This is a genomic window from Kitasatospora sp. NBC_01266, from assembly GCF_036242395.1.
Lineage (GTDB): Bacteria > Actinomycetota > Actinomycetes > Streptomycetales > Streptomycetaceae > Kitasatospora.
The window spans coordinates 7,915,700-7,935,098 of record NZ_CP108458.1; the positions used below are offsets into that span (position 1 = coordinate 7,915,700).

General features: G+C 70.4%; 17 protein-coding genes and 3 pseudogenes. 13 read left to right on the plus strand and 7 right to left on the minus strand.

Features of this window, described 5'->3' with window-relative positions; genetic code table 11:
• The first annotated feature begins 452 nt into the window (after positions 1–452).
• Positions 453–1,562 carry an FAD-dependent monooxygenase gene (locus OG403_RS33845; protein WP_329571226.1) on the plus strand — a complete coding sequence of 370 codons (1,110 nt, stop codon included), beginning with the start codon at positions 453–455 and terminating at the stop codon, positions 1,560–1,562.
• 98 nt (positions 1,563–1,660) lie between these two features.
• Here the strand turns inward: OG403_RS33845 and OG403_RS33850 are convergent, their stop codons facing one another.
• On the minus strand, positions 1,661–2,566 hold the full coding sequence (locus OG403_RS33850) for a LysR family transcriptional regulator (RefSeq protein WP_329572703.1): 906 nt from the start codon (positions 2,564–2,566) through the stop codon (positions 1,661–1,663).
• 140 nt (positions 2,567–2,706) lie between these two features.
• Between OG403_RS33850 and OG403_RS33855 the strand changes: the two genes are divergently transcribed.
• The 5 genes and pseudogenes from OG403_RS33855 (at position 2,707) to OG403_RS33875 (ending at position 6,557) form a co-directional block, all read left to right on the plus strand.
• Positions 2,707–3,525 (plus strand): 3'(2'),5'-bisphosphate nucleotidase CysQ, encoded by an 819-nt coding sequence (locus OG403_RS33855; RefSeq protein WP_329571227.1) that lies wholly within the window; start codon positions 2,707–2,709, stop codon positions 3,523–3,525.
• Between the two features lie 42 nt (positions 3,526–3,567).
• Positions 3,568–4,164, plus strand: coding sequence for an NADPH-dependent F420 reductase (locus OG403_RS33860; RefSeq protein WP_329571229.1), 597 nt, complete (start codon positions 3,568–3,570; stop codon positions 4,162–4,164).
• A gap of 653 nt (positions 4,165–4,817) precedes the next feature.
• Entirely contained in the window at positions 4,818–5,375 is a 558-nt protein-coding gene (locus OG403_RS33865; RefSeq protein ID WP_329571231.1) for a hypothetical protein, read from the plus strand.
• 604 nt (positions 5,376–5,979) lie between these two features.
• A pseudogene (locus OG403_RS33870) lies at positions 5,980–6,108 on the plus strand (family 1 glycosylhydrolase); the annotation flags it as partial.
• A 107-nt stretch (positions 6,109–6,215) separates the two neighbouring features.
• Positions 6,216–6,557 (plus strand): hypothetical protein, encoded by a 342-nt coding sequence (locus OG403_RS33875; protein WP_329571235.1) that lies wholly within the window; start codon positions 6,216–6,218, stop codon positions 6,555–6,557.
• A 43-nt stretch (positions 6,558–6,600) separates the two neighbouring features.
• On the opposite strand, the gene OG403_RS33880 is transcribed toward OG403_RS33875, so the two are convergent.
• Both OG403_RS33880 and OG403_RS33885 read right to left on the minus strand, forming a co-directional pair.
• Positions 6,601–8,013 (minus strand): ammonium transporter, encoded by a 1,413-nt coding sequence (locus tag OG403_RS33880; protein WP_329571237.1) that lies wholly within the window; start codon positions 8,011–8,013, stop codon positions 6,601–6,603.
• 365 nt (positions 8,014–8,378) lie between these two features.
• The gene (locus OG403_RS33885; RefSeq protein WP_329571239.1) at positions 8,379–8,714 is read right to left on the minus strand and encodes a hypothetical protein; all 336 of its coding nucleotides are present in this window, start codon (positions 8,712–8,714) and stop codon (positions 8,379–8,381) included.
• A 153-nt stretch (positions 8,715–8,867) separates the two neighbouring features.
• Between OG403_RS33885 and OG403_RS33890 the strand changes: the two are divergent.
• Together OG403_RS33890 and OG403_RS33895 are read left to right on the plus strand one after the other, a co-directional pair.
• Positions 8,868–8,993 (plus strand): annotated as a pseudogene (locus OG403_RS33890) (family 1 glycosylhydrolase); the annotation flags it as partial.
• A 62-nt stretch (positions 8,994–9,055) separates the two neighbouring features.
• Positions 9,056–9,277 (plus strand): hypothetical protein, encoded by a 222-nt coding sequence (locus tag OG403_RS33895; RefSeq protein WP_329571241.1) that lies wholly within the window; start codon positions 9,056–9,058, stop codon positions 9,275–9,277.
• Here the strand turns inward: OG403_RS33895 and OG403_RS33900 are convergent.
• Both OG403_RS33900 and OG403_RS33905 read right to left on the minus strand, forming a co-directional pair.
• On the minus strand, positions 9,272–9,880 hold the full coding sequence (locus OG403_RS33900) for a DDE-type integrase/transposase/recombinase (RefSeq protein WP_329572705.1): 609 nt from the start codon (positions 9,878–9,880) through the stop codon (positions 9,272–9,274). The two genes, OG403_RS33895 and OG403_RS33900, sit on opposite strands and share 6 nt — an antisense overlap.
• Positions 9,881–9,976: 96 nt before the next feature.
• On the minus strand, positions 9,977–11,689 hold the full coding sequence (locus OG403_RS33905) for an IS1634 family transposase (RefSeq protein ID WP_442911025.1): 1,713 nt from the start codon (positions 11,687–11,689) through the stop codon (positions 9,977–9,979).
• A gap of 162 nt (positions 11,690–11,851) precedes the next feature.
• On the opposite strand from OG403_RS33905, the gene OG403_RS36815 reads away from it, so the two are divergent.
• The 4 genes and pseudogenes from OG403_RS36815 (at position 11,852) to OG403_RS33920 (ending at position 17,439) form a co-directional block, all read left to right on the plus strand.
• A complete protein-coding gene (locus OG403_RS36815) occupies positions 11,852–12,088 on the plus strand; it encodes a CHAT domain-containing protein (RefSeq protein WP_442911102.1) in 237 nt (78 codons plus the stop codon).
• A gap of 530 nt (positions 12,089–12,618) precedes the next feature.
• Positions 12,619–13,626 carry a hypothetical protein gene (locus OG403_RS33910; RefSeq protein WP_329571244.1) on the plus strand — a complete coding sequence of 336 codons (1,008 nt, stop codon included), beginning with the start codon at positions 12,619–12,621 and terminating at the stop codon, positions 13,624–13,626.
• Positions 13,627–13,636: 10 nt separating this feature from the next.
• Positions 13,637–14,107 (plus strand): annotated as a pseudogene (locus OG403_RS33915) (family 1 glycosylhydrolase); the annotation flags it as partial.
• On the plus strand, positions 14,053–17,439 hold the full coding sequence (locus OG403_RS33920; RefSeq protein ID WP_329571245.1) for an AfsR/SARP family transcriptional regulator: 3,387 nt from the start codon (positions 14,053–14,055) through the stop codon (positions 17,437–17,439). The pseudogene OG403_RS33915 and the gene OG403_RS33920, both read left to right, overlap by 55 nt.
• Here the strand turns inward: OG403_RS33920 and OG403_RS33925 are convergent.
• A complete protein-coding gene (locus OG403_RS33925; RefSeq protein WP_329571247.1) occupies positions 17,433–18,563 on the minus strand; it encodes a serine hydrolase domain-containing protein in 1,131 nt (376 codons plus the stop codon). The genes OG403_RS33920 and OG403_RS33925 overlap by 7 nt on opposite strands.
• Before the next feature lie 303 nt (positions 18,564–18,866).
• The gene (locus OG403_RS33930) at positions 18,867–19,130 is read right to left on the minus strand and encodes a hypothetical protein (RefSeq protein WP_329571249.1); all 264 of its coding nucleotides are present in this window, start codon (positions 19,128–19,130) and stop codon (positions 18,867–18,869) included.
• A 21-nt stretch (positions 19,131–19,151) separates the two neighbouring features.
• Between OG403_RS33930 and OG403_RS33935 the strand changes: the two genes are divergently transcribed.
• Entirely contained in the window at positions 19,152–19,358 is a 207-nt protein-coding gene (locus tag OG403_RS33935; RefSeq protein ID WP_329571251.1) for a hypothetical protein, read from the plus strand.
• The last annotated feature ends 41 nt before the right edge of the window (positions 19,359–19,399 follow it).

A 19,399-nucleotide genomic window follows, 5' to 3' on the forward strand; every position in this document is an offset into this window, starting at 1 on the left:
CCGAGCCCGTGGGAGGACAGTAGACGGAGATTCTGGCCGCACCAAACGATCACCACAGGCCGCGGCACACGGGAGCTTCCCGCGACGTCGACATCTGGGTGGCCAGTGCCTCGCCGGGCGGCGCACTGTGCCTGGTGCCGCTGTCCTTCGACAATGTCGGCAGCACCGTGGCGGGAATGGTGCCCATCATGGTGAGGTGGCATGAAGCGGGTCTCCCGGCCCATGGTTCTGCACGACATATCGCCGGTAGGGCTTGATGCAAACACCGGCGCTCGTGGTTGCCGGTAGAAAGGTGTCCCTGAGGTGGCTGCGACTCATCGCCGCCGTGACCTGCTGCCCGAGACGTCTCCCTTGTCCAGCGGCCGATGCCGGACTCTGGACAACCCCAACGAGCCGTTGTTACTCTCGAGTAACAACGGCTCGGGTAAGCCGAGATGCGGATGGGGGCTTACATGTCGCATTCCATGTCGCAGGGACGCAGTGCCGGGATCGTGGGCGGCGGGATCGGCGGCCTCGCTTCCGCGATCGCGCTGCGCAAGGCCGGATGGCAGGTGACCGTCTACGAGCGGGCGCCGGAATTCACCGAAGTGGGCGCGGGAATCTCCCTGTTCCCCAACGCGATCACTGCGTTGGACGCGCTCGGCGTGGGTGCCGCTGTTCAAGCCGCAGGGGTCGGCGAGGGTCCCGGTGAGGTCCGCAACGCTGCCGGGCGGGTCCTGTTCACACGCTGGGCGAAACCGCTCGCGGGCGGATTCACGGTGCTGCACCGCGCGGACCTCATCTCCCTTCTCGCACAAGCACTTCCGAGCGACTGCCTGCGGCCGGGCAGTTCGGTCGACGGGGTCACCCTCGACGGCACCCTGCGCGTCGGCGGCGAGACGGTGCGCCACGACCTGATCGTGGGTGCCGACGGAGTGCACAGCGCGATCCGGCAGCGCCTGTGGCCGGGCGACACCGCCGTGCGTCGCACCGGGATCACCGCCTGGCGCGGCGTGCTCGACACCCCTGTGTCCAAGTTCGCCGGTGGCATCGTCGGGGTGCATGCGGAATTCGGCGTGCTCCCGATGCGGGGCGGGCGCACCTACTTCTTCGCGGCCGCCCACCCCGGCTTCGACAGCCTCGACCATTTCACCCAGTGGGCGTCGCCGGTGCCCGAGGTCCTCGCGGCGGCCGATCCGGCACGGATTCTGCGCGACGAGTTTCTCGAAGTTCCGGTGCCGAGAATGCTTGCTCTCGGGAAGGTCGCGTTGGTGGGCGACTCGGCGCACGCGATGCGCCCGGAACTCGGACAGGGTGCCGCCATGGCCATCGAGGACGCGGTGACACTCGCGGCCTACGCGCCCGACCTGCGAGCCTATTCGAAGGCGCGGCGGCGACGGGTGCGGGCGGTGTCGTGGATATCGCGCCAGATGACCCACAACAACATGCCAAACTCCCGGTGGCGCGCGACCGTGCGCGACGTCGGTACCCGCGCGGTGCCGGAGGGTGTGGCTCTCGCCCCGATGTCCTGGCTGTTCCGCTGGCACGCGCCCGCACCCGTCTCCGCCGATGTGCCACTTTGACGGAAGCCAGGCTCGCCGTTGTGCGTGCGATCCCGCCGTGCTGTGAGGTGACCCTGGAGTATGGACGTGTCCCGGTGAAGCGGCCGTACGGCGTCGGGCTACGACGCTCCGCACGCGGCCAGTGCGGTTCGCGCCAGTGCGCGCAGCCAGGTGTGGGCGTGGTCGGTGTCGTAGCGCTGATGCCACGACAGGTAAACCGGTGCCGACGGTAGTTCGAGCGGCAGGGGGAGCACGACCAGACCGAGGCCGGCGGCCGCGGTGCGTGTGGTGACTTCGGGGACGCTGATCAGGAGATCGGAGCCGCGCGCGAACTCCAGCGCGGCCGCTTCCGTGGGCGCGGCCGCCACCACCCGGCGGGTGAGGCCGAGCCGAGCGAGGGCGTCGTCGACGGCGTTGCTGAGGTTTCCACGTCGCGAGACGGTGACGTGTTCGGCGGCGGCGTACCGCTCTGTGGTGACGGTTCGGGCGCGGGTGAGGGGGTGCCCCTGCCGCACGACGGCGACGAGGCGGGTCTCGCCCACCTTCTCGGCGCGGATGTCGGGTGCGCTCGGACGGTTGGCGTTCGCCTCCAGATCGACCGCGCCGCGTCGCAGTTCGGGGGTGTCGGTGCTGGATTCCGCGACGAAGCGCAGTCGCACGCCCGGCGCCTGTCCGCGTACGGCCGCGAGCAGCGCGGGGCCGCTGAGGGCGACCAGGGAATCGTGCCAGCGGAGTGTGAAGGTGCGTTCCAGCGTGGCCGGATCGAGTTCGCGGCTCGGTGCCAGCACGCCCCGGACCTGGTGCAGCAGCTCGTGCACCTGCTCCCGGACGGCGATCGCATAGGGCGTCGGGGTCATGGTGCGGCCGGTGCGCACCAGGATCTGGTCCCCGGTCGTGCGCCGGATCCGGCCCAGACTCCGGCTCATCGCGGGAGCGGTGACGTGCAGTCGTGCGGCCGCCCCGGCCACGCTGCCCTCCTCCAGCAGCGCGTCGAGCGCGGTGAGCAGATTCAAATCCAATTGCATGGGAGTAATCCCAGCCGTGCTTGACATGCATTTGATGTTAATGGAGGGGGTGGATAGCGTCGTCACCACGGCGCAGGACGGAATGCGCGTCCTGGCCCGAAATCCTCTTCAACGCCCCTTGCTCAGATGGGAGTTCCACCATGTCCGAAACGCTTCGGACCACTGACGTCACCGGCTCCGACGCCGGCCTGCTCGACCGGACCGCGGCCGCCGTGCGTGAGGCCGGTTCGGCACTGCGCGAGCGGTACGGCGAGGTGGTCCCCTACCGGACCCGCGACGAGCTGATGAGCGCGCTCGCCGCCAACGACGACACGGCCCTCGGCATCCTGCGTCCCCGCCTCACGAGCCTGCGCCCGGACGCCGGCTGGGTGGCGGACGAGCTGGACGGCGGGGCGCTGCCGCCCGGCGAGTGGTGGGTCGTGGATCCGGCCGAAGGCAACGTCAACCACCTGCACGCCCTGCCGGAGTGGGCGGTGACCGCCACCCTCGTGCGCGACAACCAGCCGGTGCTCACCGTGGTCCACCTGCCGTTGACCGGCGAGACCTACACCGCGCTCACCGGCGCGGGCGCCCACCTCGACGGCCGGCGGCTGAACGTCTCCCGGACCGCGGACCTCGGCCTGAGCATCGTGGCCACCAGCCAGGCCCGGCCGGACGAGGACGAGAAGGTCGTGCGGCGCGTCGGCTCCTCGATCACCGCGATGCTCCTCGACGCACTCGTCGTCCGCGTCGCCGTACCCGCGACCCTGCACCTGCTGAACGTGGCCGCCGGCCGGCTCGACGCCTTCTGGCAGTTCGCCGGCGCCCGAGCGGACCTGCTGCCCGGCGCGCTCCTCGTCACCGAGGCCGGCGGACGGATCTCCGACGCCAAGGGCCGCCCCTGGACCCCGCAGAGCGAAAGCTTCCTGGCCGCCGCGCCCGGCGTCCACGCCGAGGCCGTCGCCACGCTTTCACGCTGACTCTGCACCACAACCCGCACGCACGGAAGGAACCAGATCATCATGACCACGATCGCCGTTCTCGGAAACGGCCGCGTCGGCGGCAACCTGGCCACCGCCCTCACCCGGGCCGGACATGAGGTGACCGTGGCGGACCGCGCGCCGGGTGCCGCCGCCGACGCCGCCCGAACAGCCCGGATCGTCATCAACGCCACCCCGGGCGCCGGCTCCCTGGACCTGCTCGCCGCCCTGCGCGACGAACTGCGCGACAAGATCCTCGTCGACGTCTCCAACGCCACCATCGACGGACCGGACGGACTGCCCGCCGACCTGCTCTACCCCGGCTCGAGCCTCGCCGAGCAACTCCAGGAAGCGCTCCCCGAAACACACGTCGTCAAGACCCTCAACACCATGCTCTTCCCGGTGATGACCGCGCCGGCCACGCTCACCCAGACGCCCACGGTGTTCGTCTCCGGCGAGGACCCCAGGGCCAAGCAGACCGTCCGCGAACTCCTCACCGACCTCGGCTGGCGCACGGAGTGGATCACCGACCTCGGCGGGATCCGGACCGCCCGCGCCACGGAGGCCGCGATCCTGTTCGTACCCCACGTGATCCGCTCCAGCGGATTCGTCCCCTTCGCGATTTCGATCACCCGCTGACCCCGGACCGCGGTGCCTCCAGCGACACAGCAGCAGGCGGTCGCTCGCGAGATGTCGAACCCGGCGCCGAGGGGCTTGTCGGGTGGACTCGGGCCTCCGCAGAAGCGGTGAGGGCCTGCGGACACACCGCGTAGCCGGAGCCCTGAGGCACGGCGGGGCCGGGGGCGCCTGCTTCCGACAGGTTCGACATCGGGGTGACCGCCGAGGGGGCGAACTACGGCAGTTCACCCGGCGACGAGGGTGGTTGGACCTCATCGGCCAGGACGGTCGGGGACTCCGGGGCTACAGTGGTCAGGGTCTCCAACACGGCGTACCAGCCGCCGGAACGCACCGCCTCCGCGACCATGTGCCTGCCCGTCGACCCGTGCCGACCAGGCGTGCTGGGGTGGGGGCCGCAGGGAGCCGGCCGGCGGCTTGGGCGGTCCGGCGAAGGTCGGCCTCGGCCCGTACCGCGATCGGCGGAGAGACCATCGGAGACACGGCGGCCGCTGACCGAGTGCGCCGTTGGGCGGGCAAGGAAGAGCGTCGACTGCACGGCTGGGCAGGCTCGCCCGTGTCGGATGGACAGCCGGCGCGTGGGAAGATCGGTTCCCCGAAACCATCCGCACCAGAGCGGTCGGCGAAGCCGTCCGAATCGTCATCGAGGAGCAGCTGTGACCGAGCGGCCCGGCCCGCAGCAGCGCATCGCCGACACCATCCGCCCGGCGATGCTCAACGGCCTGCAGGATGTCGAGCTGATCGGCAACCCGGGCACCGAGCGCATCAACGAATGGGTCGACTGGATTGCGGCAGTCATCGCCGGCCAGGTCGTGCAGTCGATCGCAGCCGAACGCGACGCCTTCGCGGACCGGGTGGACACCCTCACACACGTCGCCAGGCGCAACCAGGAGGGATACAAGGATGCGACCCGAGACGTGCAGCGACTTGAGGCCCGTGTCGCTGAGCTGGAAGCGGAGCTGACGCAGCTGCGTGCACCCGGAGTCGTGGTCCCCGGCCCGGGGGTGGAACTCGACGCGGGATCGGCAGCCGGCAAGCCTGCCCAGTCCCTCCGGGACCGGCTCCGCGCCAAGTACCCCGTGACCGCAGAGGCTCTGGACCGCCGGGATGCCGAGGCCTATCCGAGCCGGAACGCCGAGGGCTGCCCGCATTACCCGAACGACCTGCCGCACCCGTTGAGCTGCCCCGGGCACGATGAGCCTGTGGCACTGTGACTTCCCGCTGACGTCCCGGCTGCACAGACACGTGGCGCAGGATTCTGAGGTGCCGGCACGACTACGGTGATCCCGGCAAGCGGGTATGACAGAACGCCGGACCCCCGGCCGCGGCGTCAGTCGTACGGCGCCGACCGCGCCAGGAGGGCGCGCCGCGGGGCCCCGCGTGCTCGCGGGTGATGCGGACGATCTCGTGCCAGAAGGGCGCCGCGGTGAGACAGGTGCCGAGCGCGGCCATGATTCCCAGGGCCACGTCGACGCTGATCCGGCCCTCCTCGGTCCAGTAGACGTCCCGCAGGGTCGGCAGCAGCGCGAACTCGTCAGCCGCCCCGGATGCCGTGGGTGATCAGCCGGACGGTGCCGAAGGTCGTACCGAAGACGGTCCAGGTCACCAGGAGGGACCGCTTGGTCGGTGTCAGGTGGGTGGCGGCAGCCTGGCTCCACCGATGTGCCAGGCTTGTCGGCGGGGAGCCGCGCGGGGCTCCCCGCGATCTGCCACCCGGTCGGCGCAGGCCGCTGCCGCCGGCCCGACGGCGAAAGGCCCGACAGAGGAGGCAGAGCGGCCGAGCCTGCCCTCCGGGTACGGTGACAGGGTGTTCGACGGGCTGAGGGTTTCCAGCAGCGCTTCGGCCTGGTGCACGTCGACTTCGAGACGCAGGCGCGCACGCCGAAGGCCTCGTACGCCTGGTATCGCGACCTGATCGCCGCCCACCGGGTACGGCACGGACGGTAGTTGGGCTCGGGGCCGGAGGCGGCGGCCGTCAGGCGCGATGCAGGTTCGGCGGGGCTCTGCGAGGCAGGCCCATAGCTGCGCACCGAACCCGGGGAAGAGATGACAAGGTGTTCGACAGGTCCGATGGTCTTCACCAGTGGTTCATCCGCTGGCCCGCACCAATCGGAAGGTCGGCCCCGACAGAATGCTCCGCGTGGTTCGTCGCCCGCGCGTACCGGCGGCTCGACGCCATCGGCAGCTGTGGTGGTGATATGGAATGGGCCTGCCACCGGGGCGACTTGCTGTTCTCGCTGGTGCCCATCGGCGGGTGCTTCCTCGTCCTGTTCGGCGTGCTGGCTGTGCTTGCCTTCTCGGCCGGCGACCGGGCGGCGACCTCGCTGCTGCCCGGTACGGTCGTGCTCGGCGCCGCGGTCTGTGTGCTGCTGGACGCCGTGTTGGGCCCGGGGTAGTACCCCGGGCCCCTCCAGACCGACAGGCGCTAGGGCCGAGGCGTCACGGCTCGGTCAGTACGTACGCGGTCTCACCGTGGTGGCTGAGGTCGAGCCCGCGCGCTTCCTCCGCCTCGGAGACCCGGTCGCCGATCAGCCTCTTGAGAACCAGGGCGATGGCGAGCGTCACCGCCACGGTGTAGCTGAAAGCCGCGCCGACGCCGATCGCCTGCCTGCCCAGCTGTGTCAGACCGCCGCCGTAGAACAGGCCGTTCGCCCCGGCCGGGTTGATCGACCTGGTGGCGAACAGGCCGACCGCGAGGGCGCCGAACACGCCGCCCACCAGGTGCACGCCCACCACGTCCAAGGCGTCGTCGTAGCCGAGGCGGTGCTTCCAGTCGACGGCGAACTCGCAGAGCACGCCGGCCGCCGCCCCGATCGCGAGCGCGCCGAGCGGGCTGACGAACCCGGCGCACGGCGTGATCGCGGCCAGGCCGGCGACGGCACCCCCGGCCGCGCCGACCGTGCTGGTCCTGCCGTGCCGGAGCCTCTCCACGGCCAGCCAGCCGAGCAGCGCCGCGGCGCCCGCGGTGTTCGTGTTGAGGAACGCGCTGGCGGCCAACTCGTTGGCGCCGAGGGCGGAGCCGCCGTTGAAGCCGAACCAGCCGAACCACAGGATCCCCGCGCCGACCAGCATCAGGGGCAGGCTGCTCTGCGGCATCTGCCGGCTCGGCCAGCCGTTGCGCTTGCCCAGGACGATCGCCATGACGAGCGCGGCGGCGCCCGCAGTGGTGTGCACGACGATCCCTCCGGCGAAGTCGAGCACGCCGAGCCTGGCGGCCCATCCGGTCGGTGAGAATATCCAGTGGGCGACCGGGCTGTAGACCAGCAGTGACCACAGGACGACGAACGGCACGAACGTGCTGAACCGCCAGCGGTCCGCCGTGGCCCCGGTGATGAGCGACGGGGTGATCACGGCGAACATCATCTGGTAGACGACGAAGACGAGCGGCGGAATGGCCATCGCACTGCTCCCGGTGAAGCCGGGAACCACCTGGTCCAGATGGGCGAGACCGGCGAAATGCAGATCGCCGATGAATCCGTCGCCCTTTCCGAAGGCGAGGGTGTAGCCGACCAGCACCCACGCCACGCTCACCAGCGCGATGGCCATGAAGTTCTGCATCAACATACTCATGACGTGCTTCGCGCGGACCATGCCGCCGTAGAAGAACGCGACGCCCGGCGTCATGAAGAGGACGAGTGCTGCGCTGACCAGTACCCAGGCGGTCGAACCGGAGTCGACCCGTGCGAAGTCAAATGTCATGAGGCCTTCCGAGGCCGGATGCGGATGGCGCGGATCAGGGGTTCGAGGCGCGCCGACGGGCTGGAGCCCGGCTGAACCGCCTCGGGGTCTCCGCAGGGGGCGAGCGGGCGCCGGATGGAAAGATAGGCCCAGCCGTCGCGTTCGCTCAGTCACGGGATGGCAAAAAAAGGGCTCAGCGCCGTTGCTGCGGCCGCCTGTTGGGCATCGTGGCAGGTCACTGCGCCTGGACGGCGGATTCCGGCCGGCCCGGATCACCCCCGCCTGCCCGGCCTGCCGCAGCGGACGGCGGGGGGATCCTCCGGAGTGTCGAGGCGGTGGCCCGGAAGACAATGCCAGCCTGAATTCACCTGGAATCGGCTCGATCTGATGCCAGGTCAGCGAACGTCGCCAACTCCCTTGCACCTTCTGGTCCGGCGCATCCGCTGCCGCGGTGGACTCCCATCGGTCCGCCAGCGCGACCGCCCAGGTTCCCAACTCCACATACGGTGAAGGCGAGTCGACGCGTGCGAAACGAGGTCTCACGACGCAAACTCCTGGGCGTCGCCGGAGCGGTCGCTGCCGGAGCCTCCCTGGGCGCCCTCGCGGCGGGGCCGGCCCAGGCGGCCGCAGCCGATCCGCCCGGCCCACCCCGGCGAGCTGCTCGTGCTCCCCGGGGACGGCCGGTATGAGGCGCTCAGCCAGGGCTTCAACCAGCGCTGGACCAGCGAGCCGAGGCACACCATCAGGTTGCTGCCGTCGGTGTACCGGTTAGTGACGGCCTGGCTCGTGGTGGCGTTGTGCCAGCCGACCATGTTGGCGATGCCCTGGTTGCGGTCGGTGCGGAACCAGCCGTTGGAGCAGTCGGTTTTGCTCACGGACCCGTTGGCGTCGGACGGCTGCGAGTCGTCGCTGTGGGGTTCAGCTTCGTCCAAGTGGTGTGCCTGGCCAACTTTGGCTCCAGGTAGGCAGTTTGGCTTCGTCAGGTCCGGACGTCGGCGGCCCGGGTAGGGTGACAGGGTGTTCGGCGGGCTGAGGGGTACAGCCAGCGCTTCGGTCTGGTGCACGTCGACTTCGAGACGCAGCGTCGTACGCCGAAGGCGTCGTACGCCTGGTATCGCGAGTTGATTGCCAACCACCGGCTGGGGAGTCGGTGAGGCGCGGACGAAGGGGGCAGGTCAGGTCCCACCAACTGTTGCGGCCCGCGGTGGAGAAGTGAGTGAACACCTCGCAGCCTTCGAAACCCGAGCCGGTAGCTCTTGTGCTGCGTACGCCGGCGGCTCTCTTCCTAGGCGCCGGCGTGGACATAGGCAGCCCACAGCGAGGGGGACGCCGGGAGTTTGTCGCGGATCCCCCGGATCGCATGGTGAAGGGCATGGGCGGCCTGTCGGGTGTCGATGCGGAAGATTTCAAGTCCAGTGAGACGGTCGTGACGCTATGAGGTTTGTGGTGCGGGTTCCCTGCGCTTGGCGGGGTCGTTGATCCACGCTGTCTTCGGGATCTCGGGTGGTCTGGGGCGGCGGCCGAAGCGTTCGGGGTGGCGTGCGTAGGCCTCGGCGAGGGTGACGGCCCGCTGGTCGCGGATCTCCTCGGCGGTGCCGAAGTGGACGCTGGCGGGCGTGTGTAGTCCGATGCCTGAGTGCCTGTGCTCGTGGTTGTAGTACGAGATGAAGGCGTCGAACCATTCGCGGGCGTGGGCCAGGGATTCGAACCGTTCGGGATAGTCGGACATGTACTTGGTGGTCTTGAACTGGGCTTCGCTGTAGGGGTTGTCGTTGGAGACCTTCGGGCGCGAATGGCTTCTGGTGACGCCGAGGTCGATCAGCAGCTGGGAGACCTTCTTGGAGGTCATGGAGGTGCCGCGGTCGGCGTGCACGGTCTCGGGGACGATGCCGTTGCGCGTGATGGTGTCGCGGATCAACTCCTCGGCTCGCTCGGCTGATTCGGCCGCCTCGACGGTGTGGCCGACGATGTAGCGGCTGAAGATGTCGATGATGACGTAGGCGTGGTACCAGATGCCCTTGCTTCCTGCGTTCCGCGTAATTCAGGGGCCTGGAGGATCGAATCTGGGGTCTGACCTGGGCGGACATGGCTTCGGCCGCCTGGAGGGCGTTTCTCTAGGCGGTCGCGTTTCGGCTGGTCAGCGGGATGCGGGCTGAAGCGCGACGACCTGCTTGGGGATGGGGATCTGCAGCTTCGCGAGCAGGTCTCGCTGGGGCTTCGTCAGAGTGGTGACCTGCTGGAACGTTCCGGTGGGGCCGGTGAAGGTGCCCAGGTGGAGGCGGTCGAGCTCGCGTCGGATGTGCGGCCAGGTGTCGCCGGTGGTGGTCTCGGTGATCCGGATCAGCAGGAGGGCGAGCCAGCACAGGATGACGTGGGCTCGGATGCGTTCTTCGAGTCGGTGGTAGACGGGCCGCAGGTCGATGATCTGCTTCATGTCGCGCCAGCCGCGCTCGACTTCGAGCAGTTGCTTGTAGCCCAGAGCGATGTCCTCGGCGCTCAGGTGGGGGTCCGAGCAGCGCAGGAGGTACTTCCCGTCGAGGTTCTCCTCCGCCTTGATCTTGGCCTGGTCGATGCGGAGCTTGCCGGCCGGGGTGGCGCGAAGGTAGCGGTTCAGGCCGGGCTTGTCGGCGATCCGGCCGCGCAGTTCGCCCCGCTTGAAGTCGCTGAGCTTGTCGGTATCGGTGATCAAGTCGGCTAGCTGGGCGACGAGTTGTTCGCGCATGTGTCTGTCACGCTCGGCTGCTTCGGGGTTGTGGCAGATCACGAACCGGTCGGTGTCGGATATCCGCACCTCCTTGACGCGCATGTTCTCGCCCACGTCCTGGTAGCGGCCCTGCCGGGACAGGGCGGCCTGCACCTCGGGACTCCCTGAACGGAGCTTCTCGCCGATGATGTAGGCGTGGTCGCCCTTTCGCAGGTAGCGGCGGTTCTCGGCGGAGGAGAAACCGCGGTCGGCCACCCACACGATCTTGGAGAGGGTCCAGTCCCGCATCTCGTCCTTGACCTGACGGATCAGGGTCTGGTCGGAAGCGTTGCCCGGCCAGCACCAGCAGCGGACCGGGATCCCGTCCCTGGTGACCGCCATGCCGATCACGATCTGCGGCAGGTCGTCGCGGGAGTCCTTCGACTTGCCGTAGGTCCGGAACCCGACCTGCTTCGCTTCGCCGTCCACATCCTCGGTGTCCAGGCGGCGGCCCGCGTCGTCCCGGGCGACGGGCTCGTCCGGCTCCTCCAACTCGAAGTAGGTGCTGGTGGTGTCGAAGAACAGCAGGTCCACCTCCAGGTTCAGCAGGTTCGCGACCTCGTCGAACACCTGCTTCTCCAGGTCGCCGGTCACCTCGTGCAGCCAGTCCATCGCCCGGTAGCAGGTGTCGTCGTCGGTTGCCGACAGGCCGTCGATGTGCACGTCGTTGGTGATCCAGTCCGCGGCCGCGAGCTTCGACGACGGCGCCAGCGCACGGTTGGCGACCAGGGCGAACAGCACCCGCTCGGTGGTGGTCATGTCCCGTCGCCTGCCGCGCTTGGGCTGCCCGACCCGGCCCAGGATCTGGTCGATCCGCAGGCGGCGCCACAGCTGATCGAGCACGTAGGCACCGCCGAACGCGCGCGACGAGGTGAACTCCAGGTCCGACGCCGTGGTCGCGGCCGGGGCGTCACCCGGCTCCAGCAGCTTCGATAGAGACGCGACCAAGCGCCTGACCGCGTCGCGGTCCAGGTCGTCCTCGCGGCCGAAGGTGAACAGCACCTTCGGTACCGCCCGGCCCTTCACCGGATCCCACTCGTTGTGGGCCAGGTGCAGGTACCGGACCGTCCCGGACTTGTTCTCCCGCTTCGTCGTCTTCACGTACACAGCTCCAGACGATAGGCCGAAGCCACAGGCCAGCGCAGCCAAATCACGGAAGTCGCGTCTCTAGGCACTTTCGGCCCGCAGCGACAGCCTCACCACCCTGGCCTGCGACTTCACCCCGCTGACGTCTCCAGAACCGTCGAACTACGCGGAACGCGGGTCCAACTGACCAGCGCATTCCAGTTGGCAGGCTTCCGACATGTCATCGGGACGCTCTGGGAGATCGATGACGCCGTCGCGGAACAGGTCGCGAGGTCGTTCTACGACATGCTCGGGAACGGCTCGGGTGACCTTGCCATCCCCCAATCCGCTGAGGCCCTCCACCGGACGGTGCGCATGCTGCGGGACCGATACCGTGCTGCGCCGTCGCTGTGGGCCGCATACGTGCACTCCGGTGCATGACGCTGAAGGGCGCCGCAGATCTCGGCCGCAGGCAGGTGGACTTCAGCACTCAGCGCCGAAGCCCGAAGCGTCGTACGGTCGGTGCCGGGATTGGATGGCAGCGCGCAGGGCATCGAATGCGGGGGAACGGTCGCGCCAAGGGTCGTCAAGATCGGCCAATAGATCTTGCCTGTAGGAGAGTTGAGGGTCGCCGTCGGTGTCTGGCTGGAATGACAGCCTATTCGACGGCCAGAGGGGTTGAGTCAACGGTTCGCTCTGGTCCATGTCGACTTCGAGACGCAGTGCCGTACGCCTGGTATCGCGAGTTGATTTCCGCCCAACGAGGACGAAATAAGCGGCAGTTGTGATGTCCATGGTCGGGGAGGCGACGCTGCCTGCACAGGATCGGAGTCACGTCGCCCCCCGCCGCCGCCGCGGATCGGGGCTGGGTGGGTCCGGGTAGCCGGAACGTCCCGTACCGGCCGGCGGATCGTCGCCCAACGTAGAAGGCGGTCCTGTTCGGCCCGTGACCGCCGACCGCCGAGCGTGGAGTGGCCGTACGCGGACCAGTGGTTACGGTGGAAGAGGCGGGGGGTAGCCCGCCGTCCACGGCGGTAGAGCCGGGAAGTGACCCGATCATGACCTCCGACCAGACCATCGGCATATACGGCCAAGGCTTATTCGGCTCCGACACGCCCACGCAGAACCGGAAGTACCTCGGCCAGCTGCAGACCTCGGCCTTCAACCTGATGATGCTCTTCACCCTGCACGTCGACGCCCACTTCGATCTCGCGTGGTCCAGCACACCCATCGCCAGCAACGGCGCCATCACGAACGAGTGGACGGGCATGCAGGAGCCGAAGCTGCCGGACCTCGTGCGCGGGTTGCGGCAGGGCGGCTTCGACACCATCCTGTTCTCGGTCGGTTCGGCCGACGTGTCCGACTGGCACAACATCCAAACAGCGCTCGAAGGCACCGCGGACGACTGGGACCACCTGCAGAAGAACTTCCGGGCCGTGGCCGACTGGCTTCAGATCGACGGTTTCGACATCGACTGCGAGGAGCCCGACATCCTGCCCCGCACCATCGCCGCGGCCGCCGCGATGCTCGCCCCCCTCGGGGCGAAGAACATCATCACCTGCGCACCGTACGGCGATCAGACCTCGTTGGACTGGTGGCTGAGCTGCATGGAAGTCATCGTCAACAGGAACGGACGGCAACTCGTCGACTGGTGGAACGTGCAGGACTACGGTTGGGCGGCCGCCGACCCCAGGCAGTGGCTCGCCGGCGTCGAGAAGCAGCAGGACGCCATCGGCGTCAAGGACCCGGCCGCCTTCATCCGCCCGGGATTCGCCGCCACCGGTGCCGACGGCGACCGCCCCGGCCGCACGCCCCGGCAGATGCAGGACGTGCTGGACGGCCTGGTGGACCTGCAGCTCACCGGATCATTCGTCTGGAACGCCAGGACCATCCTGGACGCGGTATCGCCTCCCGCCCCGGCACCAAGGGCGTACGCGGAGGCCCTGCGAAACGGCCTCGACGGGCGCCCGGGGCGCTGAAGCTAGGGGTGCGGCGGACGAGGACGGGCGCGGGCCCGTCCGGGACGTGTTCGCGGCCCGCCCAGGCGCCGTCCGCGCCGTCCGCACCGGCCGGGTCGCCCGTGACCACCACCACCGCTACGCCGAGAACATCACGCAGATGCGCGGGCTCGGTCTCGACGGTCGCCGGTTCTCGATCGCCTGGCCGAGGATTCGGCCGACCGGCAGCGGCCCGGCCGATCCGGCTGGACTCGCCTTCCACGACCGGCTGGTGGACGCACTGCTCGCCGCCGGTGGCAGGCTGGCCCGGGATACCGCGTACCACTGCTCGTATTCGATGCCGCCCGGTTGGGCGCGACCCGACCGCCGCAAGCGCGGCCGGGGACGAGCGGTCGGCTCCGGGACCCGATGTGACGGTCGGGCAGGCGGTGCTGCGATAGTTGGCGGATGCGTGTCGGCCTGCTCGGACCCTTGGTGCTGGACAGCGATGCGGGCCCGATAGCGATCGGCGGCGCGCGGCTGCGGGCGCTGCTGGCCCGGCTGGTGTTGGACGGCGGGCGCGCTGTCCGGCCGGAGGTCCTGGTGGAGGCGCTGTGGGCCGAGCCGCCGGCCGACCGGGCGAACGCCCTGCAGTCGTTGGTGTCCCGGTTGAGGGGTGTGCTGGGCGACCCCGAGCTGCTCACCTTCGGGCCGGCCGGGTATCGGCTGGCCGTCGAGGCGGGCGCGGTGGACGCCGTCCGGTTCGAGCGGCTGGCCCGCTCGGGTCGGCGCTTGCATGCGCAGGGTCAACCAGCCGAGGCCGCCGCTGCCTTGCGGGAGGCCCTGGGCCTGTGGCGCGGCCCCGCGCTGGCGGATGTGCGCGAGGCGCCGTTCGCCGAGGCGGAGGCCGAGCGGCTCGAACGGGCCCGGCTGGCCGCCCTGGAGGACCGGATCGAGGCCGACCTCGTGCTGGGAGCCGACGCCGATCTCATCGCCGAGCTCGAATCGCTGACGGCGGAGCATCCGCTGCGTGAGCGGCCGCATGCGCAGCTGGTCCGGGCCCTGGCCGTCGGTGGCCGGGGCGCCGAGGCGCTGGCCACCTATCAGCGGCTGCGCGACCGGCTGGCCGACGCGTTCGGCAGCGACCCCGGGCCGCAGCTGCAGGCGGCTCATCTGGCGGTGCTGCGTGGCGAGTTCGCGCCGCCCCGGCCCGACCACCCGCCACAGCACCGTCAGTCGGAGCAGCACCGGGCGCCCCGCCGATCGTGGCTGCCCGGCAACCTGGACGCACCGCTGACCAGCTTCGTGGGCCGCGAGGACGATGTCCGCCGGGTGGTCGAACTGCTCGGGCGGGCCCGGCTGGTCACCCTGGTCGGGCCCGGAGGTGCCGGCAAGACCCGGCTGGCCACCACCAGCGGCCGGCAGCTCACCCCGTCCGGCGGGGTGTGGTTCGTCGCCCTGGCCCCGGTCGGTGCGGACGACGTGTCCCGCGCGGTGCTCGGCGCGCTGCGGGAGCGCGAGGCCGGCGTGCTCAAGGGCGCCGCGACACCGGGCCGCCCGCCCGTGAGCCCGCCCGTGAGCCCGTCCGTGAGCCCGGGCGGCGGCGCTGGTGCCGCTGGTGCCGCCGGGGAGGTCCTGGACCGGCTGGCCGAGGTGCTGGCGGACGACGACCTGGTGCTGGTGCTGGACAACTGCGAGCACCTGGTCGAGGCGGTCGCGGCTTTGGCCGAGACGCTGCTCGGCCGGTGCCCTCGGCTGCGGGTGCTGGCCACCAGCCGGGAAGCGCTGCGGATCGACGGCGAGATCCTGCACCCGGTGCTCCCACTGGAACTGCCCGAACCGGGCTCGACGGTTGAGCAGGCCCGCGCCTGCGCGGCGATCCGGCTGTTCCACGACCGTGCGGCCGCGGTCTGTCCCGGCTTCGGCGTGGCGGGCGACTCGCTGGCGGCGGTGATCGAGATCTGCCACCGCCTGGACGGCCTGCCGCTGGCGATCGAACTGGCCGCGGCACGGTTGCGCACTCTGCCGGTCGAGGTGGTCGCGGCCCGGCTGGACGACCGGTTCCGGCTGCTCACCCGGGGCAGCCGCACCGCGCTGCCCCGGCACCAGACCCTGCGTGCCGCGGTGGCCTGGAGCTGGGACCTGCTGGACGCCGACGAACGGGCGCTGCTGGAACGGCTGTCGGTGGTGCCCGGCGGGTTCACCGAGGACGCGGCGCAGGCGGTCGGCGGGCTCGACGTCCGGTGCGCCGGCATTCACACCGCCGGCATTCACGCCTGCGACGTTCACGCCTGCGACGTTCGGGAGCTGCTGGCGGCGCTGGTCGACAAGTCCCTGCTGGATCCGCTCGGGGCCGGCGACACGGGCGAGCCGCGCTACCGGATGCTGGAGACCATCCGGGAGTACGGCCTGGAGCAGCTCGCTCGGCGCAAGGAGGTGGAAGCTGCCCGCGAACGGCATGCCGGGTTCTTCCTCGAACTGGCCGAGCGCGCGGAACCGCGGCTGCGCACCCGTGACCAACTGCGCTGGCTGGCCCGGCTGTCGGCCGAGCGGGACAACCTGCTGGCCGCGATCCGCTGGGCGATCGACGCCGGTGACGCCGGGACGGCGGTCCGGTTCGGCGCGGCGCTCTGCTGGTTCTGGTCCATGCGGGGCTACCCGCCGGAGTCGCTGGACCTGCTCGACCGGATGCTGGAGGTTCCAGGGCCGGCCGATCCGGTGGCCCGCGCGCTGGTGATCGCGACGCATGCGGTCGGTACCGAGTCCATCAGTCAGCCGCAGGACAGGGCAGCCGCCTTCCGCCGGATCGAAGAGGCGATGGAGGGCATCGACCCCGGCGTCCATCCGCTGCTGGAGCTGGCCCAGTTGGCCGCCGCGATCGCCGGACCGAAGCCGCGGGCTCAGGACGCCTCGGATGCCTCGGACGCCTCGGACGCCTCGGCGGGTGAGCGGAGGGATCCCTCAAGTCGGCCGTTCGGACTGCTGGTTCAGGGCCTGCTGACCCTGCACGCCGGGAACGTCACCGAGGCGACGGGCTTCCTCACCCGCGCGCTGACCGGTTTCGAGGAACTCGGGGAGCGGTGGGGCCTGGCGACCGCACTGAGCACCCTGGGATCGATCCGGCGGCGGTCCGGCGAACTGGCCGATGCGCTGGCGATGAACGAGCGGGCCACCCGGTACTTCCAGGAGCTCGGTATGCGGGAGTACACGGTGGAGAACGAGGTGCAGGCCGCGCTGATGCGTGCTCAGGCCGGGGACGTGGACGGCGCGCGGCGGCAGCTGGCGGGCCTGCTCGACCAGGTGGCGCAGAGCGGATCGGCCGAGCCGTGGGCCCTGGTGGGCCTGGGCCTGGCCCAGTTGGAGTGGCGGGCCGGACGGTTGGCAGCGGCCCGCGCACACGCACGGGTCGCGCTGGCTGAGGCTCCCGGCGGTCAGCCGACGCCGTCGCACCTCACGGCCCTGCTGCTGGGCGTGCTCGCCCAGGTGGACGCGGCGGAAGGCCGCCCGGACGAAGCGGTGCGCCGGCTCGACCACCCGGCGGTGCACCTGGTGTTGACCTGGAACTCCGCGGTCACGGGGTGGATCGCGGTCGTGGTCGCGGGCATCGAGCTGTGCCGCGACCGTGCGGAATGCGCGGCGCAACTGCTCGGGGTCGCCGACGTGTTGCGCGGCTCGGACGACCTCGGCGACCCCGACGTGCACGGGTTCACCCGGCAGGCCACCGCCGCCCTGGGAGCCGCCGGGTTCGCGGCGGCGCACGCCACGGGCGCGGCGATGGCGCGGACCGAGGCCAGAGAGCTGTTGTCCGCGATCATCACCGCACCCGTGGCCCGGCCGAGTTGCTCCGTTCAGTGAGCCTGAGTCGTGGCCTGGGCAGCTGGGGCGGCCGGAGCCGCCTTGCCGAACATGGCGCAGATGGTGGCGGTTTGAAGTGCCTGGTCAGCCGCGACGAGCTTCGCGTCGGCCCCGAACTCGAACAGGAACTCCGTCGAGACGAGGACGGTGGCGGTGCGACTGCCCGTGCTGTCGGTGAGGTTGACGCTGGAGTAGCCGGTGATTCCCCCGTCGTGGGCCCAGATGGTGCCGCAGGGGGTGGTGCCCGTCTCGATGCCCAGCCCGGACCCGGGCCCGTTCACCGGGTTGCCCGGGTCCATCGGGACGGTGCTGCGCAGCTCCGCCAACTGGGCTGCGGGCAGCAGCCTGCCGGACATCAGCGCGGTGTAGAAGCGTGACCAGTCCTGCGCGGTGGACACCACCGCCCCGGCGGCCCCGCCCCAACTCGGGTCGTTGCCGGAGACGTTCACGTGGCCGTCGCGGTCCACCCCGGAAACGTCCTGGAATGCGGCGGGCACCCCCGCCGGCATGTGGGCCGAGTCCGGTTCGTAGCCCCGGGCGTACGCGCCGTGCCAACTGCCGTCCGTAGCGAGGTAGGTGTGCTTCAGGCCGAGCGGCCGGGCGATCCGGTCCCGGATCAGGTCGGCGAGGCTCGTCCCGGTGACCCGCTCCAGGACGGCGCCGACCGCGGCGTAGTCGGTGTTGCTGTAGGACCACTGGGTGCCCGGGGCGAACAGCGGCGGGTGCGTCACCCCCACGGCGAGCAGCTCCGAGGAGGTCCACCGATGCGGGTCCTTGCCGAGGATCGACGGCACGAGGGCCGGGTCCTCGGTGTAGTCGAACAGGCCGCTGGTGTGGTTCAGCAGCATCCGCAGCGTGATCGCCCGGCCGTTCGGGACCTGGCCCGGCAGCCACTTCTCCACCGGGTCGGTCAGCGCGAGCCTGCCCTCGGCGACCAGTTGCAGGACGATCGTGGCCATCATGGTCTTGGTGTTGGAGCCCATCCGGAACTCGTCCCCCACCTTGAGCCGTTGGTCCTTCGCGGCCCAGGGGGCCTGTTCGGCGATCTCGACGGGCCGACCGTGGCCGTCGTCCACCCGCACGATCACCCCCGGTGCCCCGGCGTCCACCAACTGCTGTGCCAATGTCGTCAGTTGAGCTCGCTGTGCGTCAACCCCGAGCCGGGCTGCCCCGGACGCGGACCCCGCGGCCGGGAACGCTGGACCGGCGGCCAGCCCCACGGTCAGTATCGACGCCGTCAGCACGGCCGGCGCCAGCCGCAGGCGACGCGACTGCACCGCACGATCCGACGAAGAGGGAGCTGAAGAGGGCGCTGAAGAGGTAGCTGAAGAAGTATCCGGTGACATAGACCCGTTCCTCCGGTGACTGGGTGACCTGGACGGATCCAGCCTCCGGCCCGCCGCTGGCAGACCGCGCACAGCGCGCTGTCAGGCGTCCGGTCGCGCGATCAGCGCCGGCGCAGTCATCGAGTGGAGGCACACCCGTCGTGCCTCCGCTCCGAGAGGTGGGTCAGTCGCGTTCGGGGCGCCGGGGGCCCGGAGCACGCCGGTCAACAGGTCCTGGCGCAGGACCACGGTCCCCGGGTAGCAGCCCAGCACGGCCAGCAGCTCCACCCGCTCGCCGGCGGCCTGCAGCTGAGCCGCCGCCTTCGAGAAGCCAGACCAGAGGTGTGCACTTCCGCGCTCTGGCATCCGAGGGTCAGACTGGTGAACATGAGTCAGGCACAAGTCGGGCCGCAGGTGCCGAGGAGCCCGCTCCTCGGCACCTGCGGCCCGCTGCGCTGCGTCCGCCCGGAGTCCGGCAGGCGAATCCATTGGCAGGCCGTCCGGCGGTCCGAGGGATACCACCAGCGCATCGGCCTGGTCTACGTTGGCTTCGAGACCCAGGCGCGCACCCCGAAGTCCTACTGCGCCTGGTAGCGCGACCTGATCGCCCGGCGTCGCCGGGACGGGTGAGCAAT

Coding starts and splice junctions, on each gene's coding strand:
- OG403_RS33845 (WP_329571226.1), top strand. CDS start 453: ATGTCGCATTCCATGTCGCAGGGACGCAGTGCCGGGATCGTGGGCGGC.
- OG403_RS33850 (WP_329572703.1), bottom strand. CDS start 2,566: ATGCAATTGGATTTGAATCTGCTCACCGCGCTCGACGCGCTGCTGGAG.
- OG403_RS33855 (WP_329571227.1), top strand. CDS start 2,707: ATGTCCGAAACGCTTCGGACCACTGACGTCACCGGCTCCGACGCCGGC.
- OG403_RS33860 (WP_329571229.1), top strand. CDS start 3,568: ATGACCACGATCGCCGTTCTCGGAAACGGCCGCGTCGGCGGCAACCTG.
- OG403_RS33920 (WP_329571245.1), top strand. CDS start 14,053: ATGCGTGTCGGCCTGCTCGGACCCTTGGTGCTGGACAGCGATGCGGGC.
- OG403_RS33930 (WP_329571249.1), bottom strand. CDS start 19,130: ATGCCAGAGCGCGGAAGTGCACACCTCTGGTCTGGCTTCTCGAAGGCG.
- OG403_RS33935 (WP_329571251.1), top strand. CDS start 19,152: ATGAGTCAGGCACAAGTCGGGCCGCAGGTGCCGAGGAGCCCGCTCCTC.